The sequence below is a fragment of the Tropicimonas omnivorans genome (genome assembly GCF_031846565.1).
Taxonomy (GTDB): domain Bacteria; phylum Pseudomonadota; class Alphaproteobacteria; order Rhodobacterales; family Rhodobacteraceae; genus Tropicimonas_B; species Tropicimonas_B omnivorans.
Genome location: NZ_JAVRHL010000006.1, coordinates 62,786 through 79,329 on the forward strand (window position 1 = coordinate 62,786; position 16,544 = coordinate 79,329).

A 16,544-nucleotide genomic window follows, 5' to 3' on the forward strand; every position below is an offset into this window, starting at 1 on the left:
ACCACGCTGGATTCTCGAGATGGATCCCTCACCCCGCGTTTGCACAACAAAGCCACATCCGGACGCAGGAGGGCTTCGCCTACCTGGCGGTGGTCATCGATTTATTCTCACGCCGCGTGGTCGGATGGTCCATGCAGTCGCGCCAGACGACCGACGTCGTGCTCCACGCCCAGCTCATGGCCACATGGCGGAGGAAGCCGAAGGCGAAGGTGCTGATCCACTCCGATCAGGGAAGCCAGTTCACCAGCATGGATTGGGCCGCTTTCCTGAAAGCCCACGACCTCGAGCATTCCATGAGCCGTCGAGGCAACTGCCACGATAACGCCTTGCTTGCGCTTCGGGTTGTAGAACATCTCGATGTAGTCGAACATGTCCCGCCGGGCTTCTTGGCGGGTGCGGTAGGTGCGACGCCTGATCCTCTCGCGCTTGAGCAGGTTGAAGAAGCTTTCGGCCTGCCTGTCGGCGCGCCAATCCGGCTCATCTCGGGGTCGAACCAAATCGTCAGCGAACCCCGGCGCTTGAGTGCTTCGTTACAAGCTGGCCAGTTCTTGGTCCTGTAGGTCGGAGGTGCGGGTCTGCTCATGCAGGGCAGCTACCACGCTGGATTCACGAGATAAATTCCACGTCCGCATTTGCGCAACAAAGCCTCCCATCGTGCAAAGCGGAGCAAAGCGGCACAAGAAATCTACCTCAAAACATGGAAGGCCCAAAATATGTACGATACCATGGCCGGAGCCGGAGCCGGATTTCTGCTCCTATTTCTCGTCTATCTTGTGCCGGTCATTTTCACGATCTGGTTTTGCGTGCAGGTCGTGAAGCAGCTGAGGCGCATAGCGACAGCCTTGGAGGGCGGCGCCACAAGCAATATCACTTCGGCAACCAGCTCAGGGAAGCCTGCTTTCGCGAACTCTCCTGAGGAGGCACAGAGGCGTCGGGAAGCGAGTGATCCCGCCTACAAATACATTTCGAAGAAATAGTGTGCCCATTTACCAGAATGCAGAAGGGTCTGCCCATCGGCCAGCCCCTTTATGCGACCCCTTCAGCGCCCCATCAGGACTGGAACGAAAGCGCCGCTACGACCTGGTGATCGGCTCGCCGCCAACCCGACGTTAACCACTCTACCCTATTCTGTTCGCATGACAGAACTGCGCATCTCTGCCGTTCGTCCAAGACGCAGCGAAGGTCGGCTCTCCGCCCATCTCGTCATTGCTAACCGGACGGTTGCGCCGCGTTCGAGCGTCATCTCCGGCTTGTCTCGGCCAAAGCGCTGCCAGCTAGGCCGTGTTGACAAAAGGGTTTCACGCCGACCGGAAGGCGTGATTCACGCTGGTATCTGCGATGGAGACCAGCTTGGCACGAGACCTGATGTCGGACGAGGAATGGGCTTTCTTTGAGCCCTTCATCCTGGCCGTCCGCGCCCCGAACGGACGCAAACCCACCAATCACCGGCGTGTTCTGGATGGCGTCTTCTGGATCGCCCGGACAGGGGCTCCGTGGCGCGACCTGCCCGAAGAGTTCGGCAAGTGGTCCAGCGTCTACCGGCAGTTTCGGCGCTGGACGCTGGCCGGCCTCTGGGAGGATATCATGGAGGCGCTGAACCGTAGCGGTGCCGTGCCGGACGCGCTCCAAATGATCGATAGCACGGTGATCCGCGCCCACCATCAGGCAGCAGGCTCAAAAGGGGGACTCCGCGACAGGGTCTCGGCCGTTCTCGTGGTGGTTTCACGACCAAGATCCATCTCCTCGTCAACGCGCATGGCTTGCCCATGAGAACCGAGATCACGCCGGGTCAAACGTCCGATTACCGCGGCTTCGATCTGGTGATGGCCGACAACCTGCCCATCCCGAGCGTTTTGCTCGCCGACCGGGGCTATGATGCCGATCACATCCGGACAGCCGTCGAACGTCGCAATGCCCTACCGGTGATCCCCATGCGGAAATCCCGCAAGATGCGGGTTGGTGTGGACCGATCGCTCTATCGGCTGCGCAACCTGGTAGAGCGCTGTTTCAACAAGCTGAAGAATGCCCGCCGGGTCGCAACCCGATACGACAAGACCGCAGAGAGCTTCCTGGGCTTCGTCGACATCACGTCGATCCGCCTCTGGCTACGCCATTTGTCAACATGACCTAGCCACTTGTTCGCTTGACGACTTGGCGTTTCTTCTTCGACTTTCCGGTGTAATCCGGGAAGCGGACACAGCCCAGGAAGGTCCCGTATCGTCCTTTGCGTTCCACGAGCCAGCCGTCGGTGCATTTTGGACATGGTTTCTGGGCGGCTCCGCACTCTCTGCAGATCTTCTCGCCTTTGGTAGCCTTTCGAACCGGAAGCCCGGTTTCGCTATCGGGACAGGCGGGCATGCCATGTGCAGCTTATCGATCCGGTGCATCAGCTTCAGATCAGCATCCGAGACCGGACGGGGCTTGTAGTCGGCGCTACCCCGGCTGATCCCGAGCACCTTGGCCAGACGGCTGAAGCTGAGCTTCACGGCGGGATCGATCATTTCCTTGCGCTCGTCAACGGACCCGCTTTGCCGAGCGCGCCGGTCTGCGGACGCTCCCCACTTAGAGGCTGTGTGAGAAGTCGCCGTTCCGCCGTCGCGGACCATGTTTTGCCGAAACTACTGGAGGTATAGCATGGCTCGACACAGCTACCCGACGGACTTGACAGACGCCCAGTGGCCGTTCGTTGCAGGGCATTTCCCGTCCGAGCTGCAAGGTGGGCGACCTCGCCGAACCGATCTACGCCCCGTGGTCGATGCGATCCTCTAACTGCTCCGCACCGGCTGCCAGTGGCGTATGCTGCCAAGGGACTTCCCGCCCTGGGGCACCGTCTGGTGGTATTTTCGGCGCTGGCGGCTCGATGGTGTCTGGACGCGTCTGCACCGGGCTCTTCACCGTGCCGCACGGCTGAAGGCCGGCCGTCGGATCGACCCAACAGTGGTGATCATGGATGCGCAGTCGGTGAAGACTACGGAAAGGGGGGCGTTCGCGGCTTCGACGGCCATAAGCGCGTGAAGGGCCGCAAGCGGCAGATCCTCGTGGATACCGAAGGCTTTCTCGTCTCGTGCCGGGTCGAGCCAGCCGGCATGTCCGATCGCCGGGCGGCGCGCAGCCTCACCGCAGGCCTCTCTCCGCTCTGGCCGAAAATCCATACGGTGATCGCCGACGCCGGCTACGAGAGTAAGAGCCTGAACCAGGATCTTCGTGATCGCAACGGCTGGCGGCTCGTCATCGTCAAACGGACAGAGCAGGCCTTCCGGATCGCCGGGCTGAACTGGATCGTCGAACGGAGCTTCGCCTGGCTCGGGCGGCATCGCCGGATGTCCAAAGATTACGAGTACCGCGTGCAGACAGCGGAGGCCTTCATCACCATCGCCGCTTGCGCCCAGATGATCCAAAGGATCGCGTCGAAATGACTTCTCACATAGCCTCTGAGGCGTGCTTTCAGCCCAGGAGGGGAGCGCCTGCCGGGCGGTGGCGATGGCGTCCTCGGTCTGTTCGCGCGTTGCCCGGCAATACTGGCCGACGACATCGTCCAGGTCGGACGGATTGATGTTCTCTGCCAGCTCGTCGGAGGCGACCCACTCGCCGGCGATGAGATTGGGATGCACGGTCATCCGGAACCTTCTCAGTTGACTTGTGTGAGGAGCGGTCGACCGGAGTAGAAGGCCTCCGCGTTTTCGACGAAGCGCATGACGGAGGCGTGGATCGCCTGGGGCGAGATGCCGGCGATATGCGGCGTGAGCACGGCGTTGTCGTAGTTCAGCAGCTCTGCCGGCGGCGTCGGCTCGTGCTCGTAGACGTCCAGGGCGACGGCCCAGATGCGCCTTTCCTCCAGCGCCTGCGCGACGGCCTTGGTATCTACGAGGGTTCCCCTGGCGATGTTCACGACCACGCCGTCCGGACCAAGCGCGTCCAGGACTTCCGTCGAGACGACGTGGTAGGTTTCCTTGCCGCCCGGGGCGCAGACGACGAGGAAGTCTGACCATTCCGCGAGTTCGAGGATCGTGTTGAACCAGCGGTAGCCGGTGTCGTCCTTCCGGGTCCGGCTGTGATAGCCGATCTCCATGTCGAACCCGGCCGCGCGTTTCGCGATGCTTTGGCCGATGGCCCCCAGGCCGAATATTCCTATGCGGCGTCCAGAAACGTGTGGGGGCCGCGGGATCTCGTCGCGCCAGAGCCCGTGACGGACCCCCTTGTTGAGGAAGGGGATGCGACGGATGGCGGCGAGCAGGATTGCCATGGCGTGGTCGGCGACAGCGGCATCGTTGGTCCCGGCCGCGTTGCAGACCGGGATTCCGCGCCTGGCCGCAGCGTCGCGCGCGACGTTCTCGAACCCGACGCCCACCGTGCAGACGAGTTTGAGGTTCGGGAGCTTCTCGATTTCCTCGGAAAGCAGCCCGTTGGTGCCGTTCGTCAGGACCAGCTCGATATCCTGTCCGCGCGCCTTGATCTGGGCAGCGCCGTTTGATCGGTCGGCGCCAAGGTTCTCGTTCGGCGCATAGATCATGTCGAAGCGCTCCCCCAGAAGGGCGCGATGCTCGTCGGAGAGATAGACCAGAACAAGCAGGACAGGTTTCATTTAGGGCCCCTATTTTTCTTTCGTAGGTACGGGTTCTGATAGCGGCGCTGCGCGCGCGCCTTGGGCGGGATCAGCTGGTTTGAGGGCGGGACCTCTGCCGCTTTCTCAAGACGGAGACGAGCGGCGTAATCCAGATCGCGACGGTCACTAAGGCGAGAACAATCGCTATGGGGCGGTCGACGAGCCCGGTCAGGTCTCCGCGCGCCTTCATGAGCGACATCAGCATGTTCTTCTCGAGGATCGGCGCAAGGACGATGGCCAGGATCGTCGGAGCGACGGGAAAGCCGTAGCGCTCCATGAAGAAGGCGAGCACTCCGAGAGCCAGCATGACCCCCACGTCGAAGGTCGAGTTCGACACCGCGAAGGCCCCGACGATGGAAAGCAGCAGGATGACCGGCATGAGGGCTTCTCGCGGGATCCTCATGATGGAACCGGCGAACCGGATCGCGATGAGGCCCAGCGGGATCATCAGGATGTTCGCGAGCAGGAAGACGATGAAGAGCGCGTAGGCCATGTCCGCGTTCTGGGTGAAGACCAGCGGACCCGGTGATATGCCCTTCATCAGGAGAACGCCTACCACGACAGCGGTGATCGCGTCGCCGGGAATGCCGAAGACGAGTGTTGGGATCCAGGCGCCAGCCAGGGAGGAGTTGTTCGCTGACGAGGCTTCGACGACGGCGCCGAGCTTGTCCTCTTCCTCGCCCTTGGCTGCCGGCTTCGCGAAGCGCTTGCCGATGCCGTAGGAAATCCAGGTGGCCACACCGCCACCGGCCCCGGGAAGTACGCCAGTCATCGTCCCCACCAGGCTGCCACGTAGGTTCGGGAGCCAGTAGGTGCGAAGCAGGCCTTTGATATGGCCGAGGCCGCTGTGCTTCTGCGCCTCGTGAGGCACGACAATTTCGTCGCGGCTGAGGGCGAAGCGAAGGATCTCGGCGAAGGCGAACATGCCGATGAGGGCAGGGATGAACCCGATGCCGGACTGCAATTCGGTGATGCCGAAGGTGTAGCGGGTGCTCCCGGTGCTGAGGTCGGTTCCAACCGTGGCGATGAGCAGACCGATCAGTAGCGATATGAACCCCTTGAGCGGCGATCCCGCGAAGATGATGACCGCGCAGCTCAGGCCGAGTGTCGCCAGCCAGAAATACTCGTCTGAACTGAACTGGGCGGCGAACCTCGAGAGCAGCGGGGCACCGATGATCAGCACGACCGTGGCAAAGAGACCGCCAAGCGCCGAGAAGATGAGACAGGCCGTGAGGCCCTTTGCGCTCTCGCCCTTGCGGGTCATGCCGTGAATATCATCGACATAGGCGGCGGAGGAGGGCGTGCCCGGCATTCTAAGAAGGGCCGCGGGAATGTCCCCCGCGAATAGGGCCATCGCACTGGTCGCGATGATCGCGCCAAGGGCCGGCACGGGATCCATCGCGAAGGTGAGCGGAACCAGAAGGGCGGTGGCCATCGTGGCCGACAGCCCGGGAATGGCCCCGACGAAGATGCCGAAGACCGAGGCCGCGAAGATGACCGTCAGCACGTAGGGCGTGAAGACGAGTCCGGCCGAAGCGAGGAGGATTTCTGCCATTAGAACAGCCCGGTGACTGAGAGCAGGCCGCGGGGCAGCGGCACGGAGAACGCGCGTGCGAAGATGAGCTCCGCGACGGGCACCGAGACCAGCGTCAGGATCAGGCAGGGGATCGGCCGGCGCCAGAAAAACAGCGACAGCGCCAGGACGATCAGGGCCGAGGTGACGAGAAAGCCCAGGGCGTCTGCGGCGAAAATGTAGAACAGTGTGGCTGCCACGATCAGGATGAACCCGATGATCGCCGAGGGCGTCGCCTTCGGTTCGGCTACTCCGTCCTCAGCCACTTCGGGAACCTCGGAACCGGAGAGCAGCGACTTGATGGTCAGCGCTGCGCCCGAGAGGCCAAGGGCGATCGTGACGAAGACAGGAAAGGTCCAGGCTCCGAAGCGCATCCCGGGCACTGAGGCGAATGTCCAGGCTGGGGTGAGTGCCGCGACAGCGACACCCATCAGGATCAGCCCAATCAAGGTATCGGACTTAGTCATTGCTTCGAAACCTGGTGCCCACTTACTGAGCCAGGCCGGAGGCTTCGAGCACGCCGATCATGGATTCCGAGGTCTCTTGCATGAAGTCCCGGAAGTCGTCCTTGGCAGCCCAGCGAAGCCCGTATCCGAGGTCGGACATCTGCTCCTTGAAGTCCTCGGATTCGTAGATCGCCTCGATCTCGGTGACGAGAATATCGACGGCCTCTTCGTCCATGCCTTCCGGGCCGGCGAAGCCGCGCCACAGACCGGCGTTGAGGTTGATGCCGGTGGCTTCCTCGACGGTCGGAACGTCGGGAAACGCCTCGATCCGTTCGCTGCTCATCACCGCGAGCGACTTCACGTCGCCGGCCTCGATCAGGGCCGCGGCTTCGGGGACGGAGGAGGGAACGATATCCACCGCTCCGGCCAGAAGCTCGTTGAGGGAGGTGCTGGCCCCGTCACTGGGGATGAAGGTCGCGGCGTCGAGCGGCAGCTCGGCAGCCTGGAGGAAGGTCATCCACGCGACGTGCCACGAGCCGCCGATGCCGCTCGCCGATGCCGTGTACTGTCCGGGGTTCTCCTCGAGCGCGGTGACGAGTTGCTCGAGGTTCTCGAACTCGGAGTCGGCCGCGATCTGGACCCCGGCGGGATCGAAGTTGACCATCGCGATGGGCGCGAAGCTCTCGTAGTTGATATCGGAGCGGCCGAGCGGCTGGTAGCCGCCGAGGGAGGCCGTGATGATGCCGATGACGGAGCCGTCGGTTTCCGCGTCGGCCACGGCCTGAGAGCCCACGACGCCGCCGGCACCGGCACGGTTCTCGACGTTGACCGTGATGCCGAGGCGTTCGCTCAGGCGGGAGCCGATGATCCGGGCGACCGCATCTGTCCCGCCGCCAGCACCGAATGGCACGATGATACGGAGCGAGTCCGTCGGATAGTCCGCCGACTGGGCGGTGCCGAGCCCGGGAGCCACGGCGACGGTCATCGCGAGGCTCGTGGCCATTGCAAAGGTTCTGCGATTAATCATGAGATGTCTTCTCCCTTGGTAAGCCTTTGATAACGCTGAGCCAACTCTCCAGTCGCCAGTCCTCATCCCATCCAGACACCGGTTACGCGGGCCAGCGAGGTCTCTGCCCCGCTCTGCACCGTGTACCCGCCACCTGGGCCAGCCCTAACGCTGGAGAGCAGTATTGACCTTCTCCGGGTTAATAAAAGTGATATTAATTCATCCTAATGTATTCGCTTAGGGAATGACTTGAGGTAGACCTCAGGGCAGCTTCTCATGTGGCGGCACGTTCGGAGGGCTGACCCTTTGATTACACTCAAGCAACTCGAAGCGTTCTTCTGGATCAACCAGATGAGCACGTTTGAGCGAGCTGCCGCCAAACTGAATACCTCTCAGTCGACCATCACCAAGCGAATTCAAGAGCTTGAAGCCGCTGTCGGTGTCCCCCTGTTCGATCGAACCGCACGGACGGCGAGGATCACGGGGAAAGGGGAGCAGCTGCTCGCGATCGCGGAGGAGATGCTCGCCCTTCAGCAACAGGCGTCCTCCCTGAGTGACCGGGAGGTCCTGCCGATGCAGACACTGCGACTCGGGGTAACGGAACTCACGGCCCTTACGTGGCTGCCGAGCTTCGTCGCGCAGCTCCGTGACCAGTTTCCCGACCTGCTGATAGAGACGCACGTCGACATGTCCCGCGAACTTGTCGATCGGTTGCTCGACGACCGGCTGGATCTCGTCCTCGTCCCCGACGCTTACCAGGATCCGATGATCGAGCAGGTGCCGCTCGCTCGGAGTCGCAACAGCTGGATGGGAAGTCCCGATCTCGTGCGGGTGACCGAGACCGTTCCGATCGAACAGCTCGTCGAGTATCGGATCCTGATGCAGAGCAACCGCTCCGGCACCGGACACTTCGTGAGCAGGTGGCTGAGATCGGAGGGGGTCGTGGCGCGCCATCACGTCTTCAGCGACAGCCTGATCGCCCTGCTCGGGATGACTGCGGCAGGGCTCGGCATCACGTACCTGCCGCGCGACTGCTTCGAGCCGCAGGTGCGGGAAGGCAAGCTCGTCGAGATTCCGACTACGCCAGCGCTGCCCGATATCCCTTACGTCACTCTGTTCAGGCGCGACCGACCGAGCGCGTTCATCCGCAGCGTCGCGGATATCGGAAAGGCCTGCTGCGACTTCTCGCAGCAGCTTCAGCTCTCGCACTACACGGGCGCCCCATAACCGCAGGTCATGGATGCCGGCCAAATTGGCATTTTTCGAATGCTGCGACGCTCCCTAGGTTGGTCGGCATCGGCGCGAAGGTAGCCGGGGTCTGGCCTGCATCGGCATCGTTGCCGCGACGGCTGCACTCCGATGCTCGGTTCGCGCGTCTTGGCAAAGAGAACATGACAAGGACAGCGCATGGCGGGTGACAAGACCCTCGGTCTCGTAGGTGTAGGCAATATCGGCAAGCATTTCGCGGCCCGGCTTCTGAACGCCGGATGGGATGTCCTGGTGTACGACCGCAACGTCGAGGCGGCCCAGAAAGCTGTCTCCGGCGGCGGTTCGGTGGCCGAAAGCCTCGAGGAGCTGGCGTCTCGTACCGAGACGATCCTGCTGTCCCTCCCTACGCCGCAGTCCGTGCAGGCTGTCGTCGAAGAAATCTGTGCCGCCGAAGGTGCGACGACGAAGCTCGTCGTCGATCTCTCGACCACCGGACCGGCCGTCACGCGGGAAATCGCGCCGCGCCTTAGCGACGCGGGAATCGAGTTTGTCGGCGCCCCCGTCAGCGGCGGGACGGCCAACGCCGAACAGGGCAAACTGGCGCTCATGGCCGGCGGACCGCAGTCAGCCTTCGACGGGATGAAGCCGGTCTTCGATGTCCTCGGCAAGAACGTCTTCTATATCGGCGATGACCCCTCGCTCGGTCAGACGATCAAGATCATCAACAACACGCTCTACGCGACCAGCATGATCGCGAGCTGCGAGGCGCTCGTCTACGGGATCAAGGCGGGTCTCGACGCGCAGACCATGCTTGACGTCATAAACACATCCAGCGGGCGCAGTTTCTCGACACTGGAACGGATTCCGCAGTGCGCGCTGGATGGCTCTTTCCCGCTGCGCTTCAGCACGGAACTGCTGCACAAGGACGTCAAGATGTGCCTCGACGATGCTGAACGCATCGGGGCGCCGATGCAGGTGAACCCGGTTGCGCGGCAGTTCCTGGCCTTTGCGATGACGCAAGGGCAGGGCGATCGCGACAACGTCGAGGTTCTCAAGTTTATCGAAGAATGGGCGGGCGTCGAACTTCGCGCAGCTACCACCGAATAATCCTGAATCACCGGAGAAGTCACATGGACGTCGATATCCGCAAAGTCTCGGTCAACATTGACACCGTCTACCACGAACACGGTCCGGTCCAGGACCCGGCGCTCCGCATCGGCGCCGCCTATGCCGTTGTCACCAACCCCTTCGCGGGTAAGTACGTCGAAGACCTGATGCCCTTCATGGATGCTCTCAAGCCATTGGGGAAACGGCTTGCGACCGAGCTCAGCGACGCTCTTGGCGGCCCCGACGCCGTCGAAGCCTACGGGAAGGGCGCCATCGTCGGTGTCGAAGGCGAACTGGAGCACGGCGCGATCTGGCACGTGGCCGGTGGCTGGTCGATGCGCGAGGTCGTGGGCGGCAAGGCCATCGTTCCGGCTGCCAAGACCGTGGCCTACACGGGTTACCGCCTGCCGATCCCGCTCTTTCACAAGGAAGCCGCATATGTGCGCGGGCATTTCGGCTCCATGGAAGTCGGGGCGATCGACGCGCCTAAGCCGCGCGAAGTTCTCTACGGGCTCGTCATGGCGACCGGTGGACGGATCCACGAGCGTCTGGGAGGTCTGCGGCCCGAGGATATCTCCGAACACGACGGACAGCGTTGAGCCATCCGGCGGTCTCATCTCTCTTGCGGGATCGCATCCGCAAGGCGCCGGGCGCCGTGGTCCATGATGTAGGCTACCTCGGACCGCGGCTCCCGCAGCAAGACGTGGTTGATCGAAGGTCGGGTCACGATGTCTTCTGCGATGCTGATTGTGCTGAGGCCACGGGACCGAGCAATGGTCGCGGTGAAGGGGTCGATGATCGCCGCTCCCGCTCCGGCCGCCACGAGATCGCAGGCGTCCCTCGAATGATGGATGATGCACCTGGTCTCGTAGTCGATGCCGCCGTCGCCGAAGGCAGTGGCGACCATCCGTCCCAATGCCATGTCTTCGCTATGGACGATGAGCGGATGCGCCGCGATCTCGGCGAGGGTAACGGAAGTGCGGTCCGCGAGTTCATGGTCGCCGGGGACAAGCAGCACCATTCGGCGGGCCGCGATTTCGGTGGTTCGGATATTCGCGTTCTCGAGAGGCATCACCGAGACCGCGAGGTCGATCCGGTCGCTGAGAAGGGCGACGGGCATGTCCGCAAGCAGCATCGTGAAGAAATCGATGGTGATCCGCGGGTAGGTCTGCATGAAGCTCGGAATGAGGCTCTCCGCGACCAACGGGCTGAGGCAGGCGCTCACCCCGACCCTCAGGACGCCGGACATTTCCCGTGCCAGGTTCTCGACGAACTCGTTCGCCTGGATAGCCGCACTGTGGACCTTCTCGACCTCGTCGAGCAGCAGCAGCGCCTCGGTCGTCGGGATCAGGCGACCCTTCGCGCGCTGAAAGAGCTCCACGTCGAGGCTGTCCTCGATGTGGGCGATCATCCTGCTGACCGCGGGTTGGGAAATGTTCAGGAGCCTGGCTGCGTTCGTCAGCGAGCCTCCGATGATCACGGCACGGAACACTTCCATCTGGCGCATTTTGAATTGCATGGCTGATCCGACACCAAAGCCTGTGAGCTCGCCACGCTTGTGTCGGATCGGGTCATCGCTGTTCAAGGGGAAAGTGGGGGCCACCAATCAGGGGCGTCCGAGCTTGAGGACCGGGATCGCACGATGACCGACGATACCCTGCATCGAATGGACGAACTCGCGAATTCTCTGGCCGACGCCGGTTTTCGGGGCGAGATCAGCCGGGACACTGCCCTCCGCGCGGCCCTGTCGACGGACAATTCGGTCTACAGGATCACACCGGACCTGATCGTGGCGCCCTTCGATGCCGAGGACGTCGTGATCCTCATGGCAGTGGCCGAACGGCCGGAGTTCATGGGCGTGCCCGTAACCGCCCGGGGGGGAGGGACCGGAACCAACGGACAGAGCCTCAACAGCGGTGTGGTCCTCGACATGAGGCGCCACATGCACCGGCTCCTCGATGTCGATCCGGAGGGACGCTGGGCAGACGTCGAACCCGGTATCGTTCTCGACGATCTGAACGAGCAACTGCGCCCTCACGGGCTGTTCTTCGCGCCGGAAACGTCGACCTCGAACCGTTGTGCCGTCGGCGGCATGGTCTCGACGGATGCCTCGGGGAAAGGTTCGCGGGTCTACGGCAAGACCTCCGACAATCTGCTGGGCCTCGAGATCGCGCGGGGCAGGGGGCTGGTCTCGAGCCTCGAGACCGCGCCCGACTGGGCGCTGCCGATGCTGGAGGCAGCCGAAAGCGCGGCACGAAGCGGGCGCGATGCCTTCATTGCGTCCACGCCCGATCTCAATCGGCGCTTTACCGGGTACGATCTCGACCGGTCCTGCCCGGTCTCCGGTCCCTTCGAGTGGTGGCGCCTCTTTCCGGGCTCCGAAGGGACGCTGGGGCCCATCACGCGCATCCGTGTGCGCCTCCTGCCGATCCCCCGTCAGAAACGGCTCATCGTGGCGGGCTTCGACAGTTTCCGGAAGGCGCTCGCCTCCGCCCTGCCGCTCGCCGAGGACGATCCCACGGCCATCGAGGTCATGGACGAACGCGTTCAGGCTCTCGCGAGCGACGCCGGGATCCTCGACCGCCTTCCGGAGGGTCTGCGCGTGCAGGCGGGCGAGCCCATGGCCTATACCTTCATCGAGTTCCACGGGGAGGACGAGGTGGACCTCGAGGCCCGGATGTCGCAATGCCGTCAGCGGCTTCAGGAACTGCCGGGGCTGAGGGCCACGCATCTGGCAACCGACCCCGAGGAGATACGGAACCTCTGGTCGATACGGTCGGCGGGTGTGGGCCTTCTCGGTCGCGTCGATGGCCGCGCCCGGCCTGTCGCCTTCGTCGAGGACTGCGTCGTACCCCCCGAAGGCCTTCCCGGATTCCTTGACGGGTTCCTGGAGATCCTCGCGCGCCGCGACCTCGACTTCGGGATCTACGGGCACGTCGATGTCGGCTGTCTGCATATCCGCCCCGCGCTCAATATCGATACGAAAGAGGACAGGAGGGCGCTGACCGAGATCTCGGACGAAGTCTTTGACCTTGTCTCAAGCTACGGTGGCATCTTCTGGGGGGAGCACGGCAAGGGCGTCCGTGGTGCCTACCTGGAGGAGTGGATCGGTCCGGAGGCCTATCGTGCCCTTCAGGGGGTAAAGACGGCCTTCGATCCGTCAGGACGGTTCAACCCGGGCAAGCTGATCTCCACGGACACGCCCGTCATGGGCATCGGATCGACGCCTTTCCGGACCTTCAACAGCGGGGAAGGCGACCCCCTTGAGCGCGCATTCCGGTGCAACGGAAATGCACAGTGCCACAGCTACGCCGCCTCGACGCACATGTGTCCCTCGTTCAAGGCGACGGCAGACCCGCGACAGTCGCCGAAGGGGCGGGCGGATGCCTTGCGGGCCTGGCACGAGGACCGGCGCTCCGGGACCCGAAACGTCGATGAAGCCGACGTGCTCGCCGCACTCGATACCTGCCTGGGCTGCAAGGCCTGCACCTCGACCTGCCCGGTGAACGTCGACATCCCGACGATGCGCGCCGCATTCCTGGCCGACTACCACGCCCGTCATCGGCGGCCCCTCGCGGATCACGTGACACTGCTCGGAGAGCGGTTCAGCCCGTTGCTGGTCCGCCTGGCGCCGGTGATCGATCCGCTCTGGCCCATGGTGAAGGGCGCGGCGCAGTGGGCGCTCGGGCTCCGGGACCTGCCCGGGCGGATTGCTCGACCGCTTCCCCGGCGATCGCGGGTCTCGGTCACCGAGCTGTCGCGCCGCACCTTGCCGCCGCGCACGGTTCTCGTCTGGCAAGATTGGTTCTCGGCCCTGTTCGACTCTGATACGCCGACCGATATCCTTCGCGGATTGACCGCCCTCGGCTATCGGCCGCTCTTCGTCGAGATGCTTCCCTCCGGCAAGGCCGCCGCCGATCTGGGTGACCGAGCCAGCTTCGGGCGGGCCGCGGACCGGCTGCTCGAGGCGCTGCGGGCCGGCGCCGCCCACGGCGTTCCCATGGTCGGAGTCGATCCGGCCTTCGTCATGGCGCTGCGCCAGGATTACCCGAAGAGCGGGCGCAGGGTGCCGGAAGTTCTGCTGGTGCAGGAGTTCCTGGCACAGGAGGTCGAAGCAGGCGTCCAATGGCCCGCCGGCAGCGACGGCGGTTCCCTTCGGGTTTTTACGCATTGCACCGAGACGACCGGTGCCCCGCACGCCAGAGAGAACTGGGTCCGAGTGCTCGGCGCGCTCGGCATGACAGTCGAGACGCCGGCGGTCGGCTGCTGTGGCATGGCCGGCATGTTCGGACACAAGGCACGCCACCAGCCGGTGTCGCGCCGGCTCTTCGAGATGTCTTGGTCCGGCACCCTGGACGGGGCGGAGACGGCGGCAGCGACCGGCTTTTCCTGCCGCTCGCAGATGGAACGCCTCAGCAAGACCGTTCCTCGGCACCCTCTCGGGCTGATTGCGGATCGTCTCGAGGCCACAGGCCGGACCAAACAGAATTGACTTAGGAGGAGCACGACAATGGATCTCGGATTGAGAAACAAGCGGGCGCTGGTACTGGCCTCGTCGCAAGGCCTGGGGCGTGGCGTCGCGACGGCGCTGTCGGCAGAGGGAGCGGTGTTCACGATCACGGGCCGCGATGCGTCGAAGCTCCAGGATGTCGCCTACCAGATCGCCGCCGAGACCGGAGGCGAAGTCGACTACATCGAGGCCGATCTGGCCGATCCGGACTCCGCCCGGAAGATCGCCGAGGCGGTCACCGCGCGACGCGGCGGCGTCGATATCCTGGTCAACAATTGCGGCGGCCCGCCTCCCGGGACGGCACGGGACATAACCGGCGAACAGGTGATGGCGCAGACGCAGGCCATGATCGGGTCGATCATCGACCTCACCAACCGTCTCCTGCCGACCATGGTGGAGCGGGGGTGGGGCCGCATCCTGACGCTTGCCTCGTCCGGCGTCGAGCAGCCGATCCCGAACCTCGCTATGTCCAACACCCTGCGCTCCGCACTCGTCGGTTGGACCAAGTCCCTTGCCACTGAAGTCGCGGCGCAAGGCGTCACCTGCAATATGCTCCTCCCGGGTCGCGTCGACACCGCCCGAACAAGACAGATCGACGAGGCGAACGCAAAGAAGCAGGGCAAGAGCGTCGACGATATCCGGGCCGCGTCGCAGGCCTCGATCCCGATGGGGCGATACGGCGAGGTCAGCGAGTATGCGGCGGTGGCCTGCTTCCTCTGCAGCACCCCGGCCAGCTACATCACCGGGAGCAAGCTGCGGTGTGACGGCGGATCGATCCGCAGCGTCTGAAACTCCGATAAGTTCGACCGATACCTGCCGGGGAATACGTCCGAGAAGGAGGTGCGTCTGCGAGGCGGGAACTCGGACTTTTTTAGCAGGCTGCGGAAGAAGTCGGGTTGGAAGGACGCTGTTCCGTCGACCGTGGTTTGAGGGCGGGGCATTCGCGGGTTCGGACCCCGCCCAGGCTCGCTGCCATCTTCAGGCCGCCAAGAGCTTCGGCAGCCTTGCGAGGTTGCAGGCCGCCATGGTCATCGTGAACTGCGCGCGGACCCTGTCGAGGCCGCGGTGTACGGTCTGGGCCATGCCGGCCACGGTCTTGGCCCAGCCGAAGGGTTCCTCGATCTTCTTCCGGCGCCGCTGGGACAAGGTGTAGCCGGGATGTCCGGTGGTCCGCCCGTCGATGGCGGAATGCCGGGCCTTCTGCGCGACATGCGGGTCACGACCATGCGCCTCAGCTCGGCGACGAAGGATGGGGTCGATCTGGCAAAGAATGCTTTCCAGGTCCATGGCCCGCTGCGGACAGGAGACGTCCAGTTTCGTAAAAAGCTGGACACCTCCGGAAACCCCTGGTCGCTGCGCAGTCTTTCCGTAGTCTTCACCGACTGCGCATCCATGGTCACCACTGTTGGGTCGATCCGACGGCCGGCCTTCCGCCGTGCGGCACGGTGAAGAGCCCGGTACAGACGCGTCCAGACACCATCGAGCCGCCAGCGCCGAAAATACCACCAGACGGTGCCCCAGGGCGGGAAGTCCCTTGGCAGCATACGCCACTGGCAGCCGGTGCGGAGCAGTTAGAGTATCGCATCGACCACGGCGCGTAGATCGGCTCGGCGAGGTCGCCCACCTTGCAGCTCGGACGGGAAATGCCCTGCAACGAACGCCCACTGGGCGTCTGTCAAGTCCGTCGGGTAGCTGTGTCGAGCCATGCGATACCTCCAGTAGTTTCGGCAAAACATGGTCCGCGACGGCGGAACGGCGACCTCTCACACAGCCTTTAAGCGGAACTCTCTCGTTGAGGTGTGTCGCGGGGCTATGCGGACGCTGCCGCCCCTAAGCAATGGTCAGGTTCCATCTCGTCGCTGAATGCGAAAATAATTTTCACACGGTGCAGACAAGGTCAGGTAGGTAGCGGCGGTTGCCTGCCCCCGCAACCAACACTAATTCATCATCGTTGTCAGTGACTTGCCTCGCATTCCCGTGCGGGGTCGTCGCTGTTTCCGCCCGCGAAAGAGCTTCGCCTCCAGTGGCGAGCTGGAGCAGGGCCGCAAGCGCGCCGTGCAGCTCGATGCTCGAGCCACCATCGGTTTCGG

The 16,544-nt window shown here is 63.7% G+C and carries 14 protein-coding genes and 6 pseudogenes; 10 read left to right on the forward strand and 10 right to left on the reverse strand.

Annotation, left to right across the window (positions count from 1 at the left end):
* Positions 1-50 precede the first annotated feature (50 nt).
* Positions 51-329, forward strand: a pseudogene (locus RM543_RS18025) (DDE-type integrase/transposase/recombinase); the annotation flags it as partial.
* Here the strand turns inward: RM543_RS18025 and RM543_RS18030 are convergent.
* A pseudogene (locus RM543_RS18030) lies at positions 324-452 on the reverse strand (IS3 family transposase); the annotation flags it as partial. The pseudogenes RM543_RS18025 and RM543_RS18030 sit on opposite strands and share 6 nt — an antisense overlap.
* Positions 452-583, reverse strand: a pseudogene (locus RM543_RS18035) (IS5/IS1182 family transposase); the annotation flags it as partial. The pseudogenes RM543_RS18030 and RM543_RS18035, both read right to left, overlap by 1 nt.
* Positions 584-713: 130 nt before the next feature.
* On the opposite strand from RM543_RS18035, the gene RM543_RS18040 reads away from it, so the two are divergent.
* Both RM543_RS18040 and RM543_RS18045 read left to right on the forward strand, forming a co-directional pair.
* Positions 714-977 (forward strand): hypothetical protein, encoded by a 264-nt coding sequence (locus tag RM543_RS18040; protein ID WP_311694192.1) that lies wholly within the window; start codon positions 714-716, stop codon positions 975-977.
* A gap of 388 nt (positions 978-1,365) precedes the next feature.
* Positions 1,366-2,126, forward strand: a pseudogene (locus tag RM543_RS18045) (IS5 family transposase).
* Between the two features lies 1 nt (position 2,127).
* Here RM543_RS18045 and RM543_RS19015 read toward each other — a convergent pair.
* Complete coding sequence (locus tag RM543_RS19015; protein WP_311694265.1) at positions 2,128-2,358, reverse strand: topoisomerase DNA-binding C4 zinc finger domain-containing protein; 231 nt, start codon at positions 2,356-2,358, stop codon at positions 2,128-2,130.
* 411 nt (positions 2,359-2,769) lie between these two features.
* Here RM543_RS19015 and RM543_RS19020 point away from each other — a divergent pair, with 411 nt between their 5' ends.
* On the forward strand, positions 2,770-3,015 hold the full coding sequence (locus tag RM543_RS19020; protein ID WP_432280480.1) for a transposase: 246 nt from the start codon (positions 2,770-2,772) through the stop codon (positions 3,013-3,015).
* The gene (locus RM543_RS19025; RefSeq protein ID WP_432280479.1) at positions 3,012-3,416 is read left to right on the forward strand and encodes a transposase; all 405 of its coding nucleotides are present in this window, start codon (positions 3,012-3,014) and stop codon (positions 3,414-3,416) included. Before RM543_RS19020 ends, RM543_RS19025 begins: the two co-directional genes overlap by 4 nt.
* Positions 3,417-3,628: 212 nt before the next feature.
* On the opposite strand, the gene RM543_RS18065 is transcribed toward RM543_RS19025, so the two are convergent.
* The 4 genes from RM543_RS18065 to RM543_RS18080 form a co-directional block, all read right to left on the reverse strand.
* On the reverse strand, positions 3,629-4,582 hold the full coding sequence (locus RM543_RS18065; protein ID WP_311694196.1) for a 2-hydroxyacid dehydrogenase: 954 nt from the start codon (positions 4,580-4,582) through the stop codon (positions 3,629-3,631).
* A 70-nt stretch (positions 4,583-4,652) separates the two neighbouring features.
* Positions 4,653-6,158, reverse strand: a complete 1,506-nt coding sequence (locus tag RM543_RS18070) for a tripartite tricarboxylate transporter permease (RefSeq protein ID WP_311694198.1) — start codon at positions 6,156-6,158, stop codon at positions 4,653-4,655.
* Complete coding sequence (locus tag RM543_RS18075; RefSeq protein ID WP_311694200.1) at positions 6,158-6,643, reverse strand: tripartite tricarboxylate transporter TctB family protein; 486 nt, start codon at positions 6,641-6,643, stop codon at positions 6,158-6,160. The genes RM543_RS18070 and RM543_RS18075 overlap by 1 nt, the downstream gene beginning before the upstream one ends.
* A gap of 22 nt (positions 6,644-6,665) precedes the next feature.
* A complete protein-coding gene (locus RM543_RS18080; protein ID WP_311694202.1) occupies positions 6,666-7,649 on the reverse strand; it encodes a Bug family tripartite tricarboxylate transporter substrate binding protein in 984 nt (327 codons plus the stop codon).
* Between the two features lie 285 nt (positions 7,650-7,934).
* Here RM543_RS18080 and RM543_RS18085 point away from each other — a divergent pair, with 285 nt between their 5' ends.
* The 3 genes from RM543_RS18085 (at position 7,935) to RM543_RS18095 (ending at position 10,543) form a co-directional block, all read left to right on the forward strand.
* Positions 7,935-8,855 (forward strand): LysR family transcriptional regulator, encoded by a 921-nt coding sequence (locus RM543_RS18085; RefSeq protein WP_311694204.1) that lies wholly within the window; start codon positions 7,935-7,937, stop codon positions 8,853-8,855.
* Positions 8,856-9,035: 180 nt separating this feature from the next.
* The gene (locus tag RM543_RS18090; RefSeq protein ID WP_311694206.1) at positions 9,036-9,944 is read left to right on the forward strand and encodes an NAD(P)-dependent oxidoreductase; all 909 of its coding nucleotides are present in this window, start codon (positions 9,036-9,038) and stop codon (positions 9,942-9,944) included.
* 23 nt (positions 9,945-9,967) lie between these two features.
* The gene (locus RM543_RS18095) at positions 9,968-10,543 is read left to right on the forward strand and encodes an amino acid synthesis family protein (protein ID WP_311694208.1); all 576 of its coding nucleotides are present in this window, start codon (positions 9,968-9,970) and stop codon (positions 10,541-10,543) included.
* Positions 10,544-10,557: 14 nt separating this feature from the next.
* On the opposite strand, the gene RM543_RS18100 is transcribed toward RM543_RS18095, so the two are convergent.
* Entirely contained in the window at positions 10,558-11,463 is a 906-nt protein-coding gene (locus RM543_RS18100; RefSeq protein ID WP_311694210.1) for a LysR family transcriptional regulator, read from the reverse strand.
* Positions 11,464-11,586: 123 nt separating this feature from the next.
* On the opposite strand from RM543_RS18100, the gene RM543_RS18105 reads away from it, so the two are divergent.
* Entirely contained in the window at positions 11,587-14,436 is a 2,850-nt protein-coding gene (locus RM543_RS18105) for an FAD-binding and (Fe-S)-binding domain-containing protein (protein WP_311694212.1), read from the forward strand.
* 18 nt (positions 14,437-14,454) lie between these two features.
* Entirely contained in the window at positions 14,455-15,243 is a 789-nt protein-coding gene (locus RM543_RS18110) for an SDR family oxidoreductase (protein ID WP_311694214.1), read from the forward strand.
* A gap of 189 nt (positions 15,244-15,432) precedes the next feature.
* On the opposite strand, the pseudogene RM543_RS18115 reads toward RM543_RS18110, so the two are convergent.
* Together RM543_RS18115 and RM543_RS19030 are read right to left on the reverse strand one after the other, a co-directional pair.
* Positions 15,433-15,701: pseudogene (locus tag RM543_RS18115) on the reverse strand (transposase); the annotation flags it as partial.
* Positions 15,702-15,916: 215 nt separating this feature from the next.
* Positions 15,917-16,034 (reverse strand): annotated as a pseudogene (locus RM543_RS19030) (transposase); the annotation flags it as partial.
* Positions 16,035-16,544: the final 510 nt, after the last annotated feature.

Coding starts and splice junctions, on each gene's coding strand:
- RM543_RS18040 (WP_311694192.1), top strand. CDS start 714: ATGTACGATACCATGGCCGGAGCCGGAGCCGGATTTCTGCTCCTATTT.
- RM543_RS19015 (WP_311694265.1), bottom strand. CDS start 2,358: ATGCCCGCCTGTCCCGATAGCGAAACCGGGCTTCCGGTTCGAAAGGCT.
- RM543_RS18065 (WP_311694196.1), bottom strand. CDS start 4,582: ATGAAACCTGTCCTGCTTGTTCTGGTCTATCTCTCCGACGAGCATCGC.
- RM543_RS18070 (WP_311694198.1), bottom strand. CDS start 6,158: ATGGCAGAAATCCTCCTCGCTTCGGCCGGACTCGTCTTCACGCCCTAC.
- RM543_RS18075 (WP_311694200.1), bottom strand. CDS start 6,643: ATGACTAAGTCCGATACCTTGATTGGGCTGATCCTGATGGGTGTCGCT.
- RM543_RS18080 (WP_311694202.1), bottom strand. CDS start 7,649: ATGATTAATCGCAGAACCTTTGCAATGGCCACGAGCCTCGCGATGACC.
- RM543_RS18090 (WP_311694206.1), top strand. CDS start 9,036: ATGGCGGGTGACAAGACCCTCGGTCTCGTAGGTGTAGGCAATATCGGC.
- RM543_RS18095 (WP_311694208.1), top strand. CDS start 9,968: ATGGACGTCGATATCCGCAAAGTCTCGGTCAACATTGACACCGTCTAC.
- RM543_RS18100 (WP_311694210.1), bottom strand. CDS start 11,463: ATGCAATTCAAAATGCGCCAGATGGAAGTGTTCCGTGCCGTGATCATC.
- RM543_RS18105 (WP_311694212.1), top strand. CDS start 11,587: ATGACCGACGATACCCTGCATCGAATGGACGAACTCGCGAATTCTCTG.
- RM543_RS18110 (WP_311694214.1), top strand. CDS start 14,455: ATGGATCTCGGATTGAGAAACAAGCGGGCGCTGGTACTGGCCTCGTCG.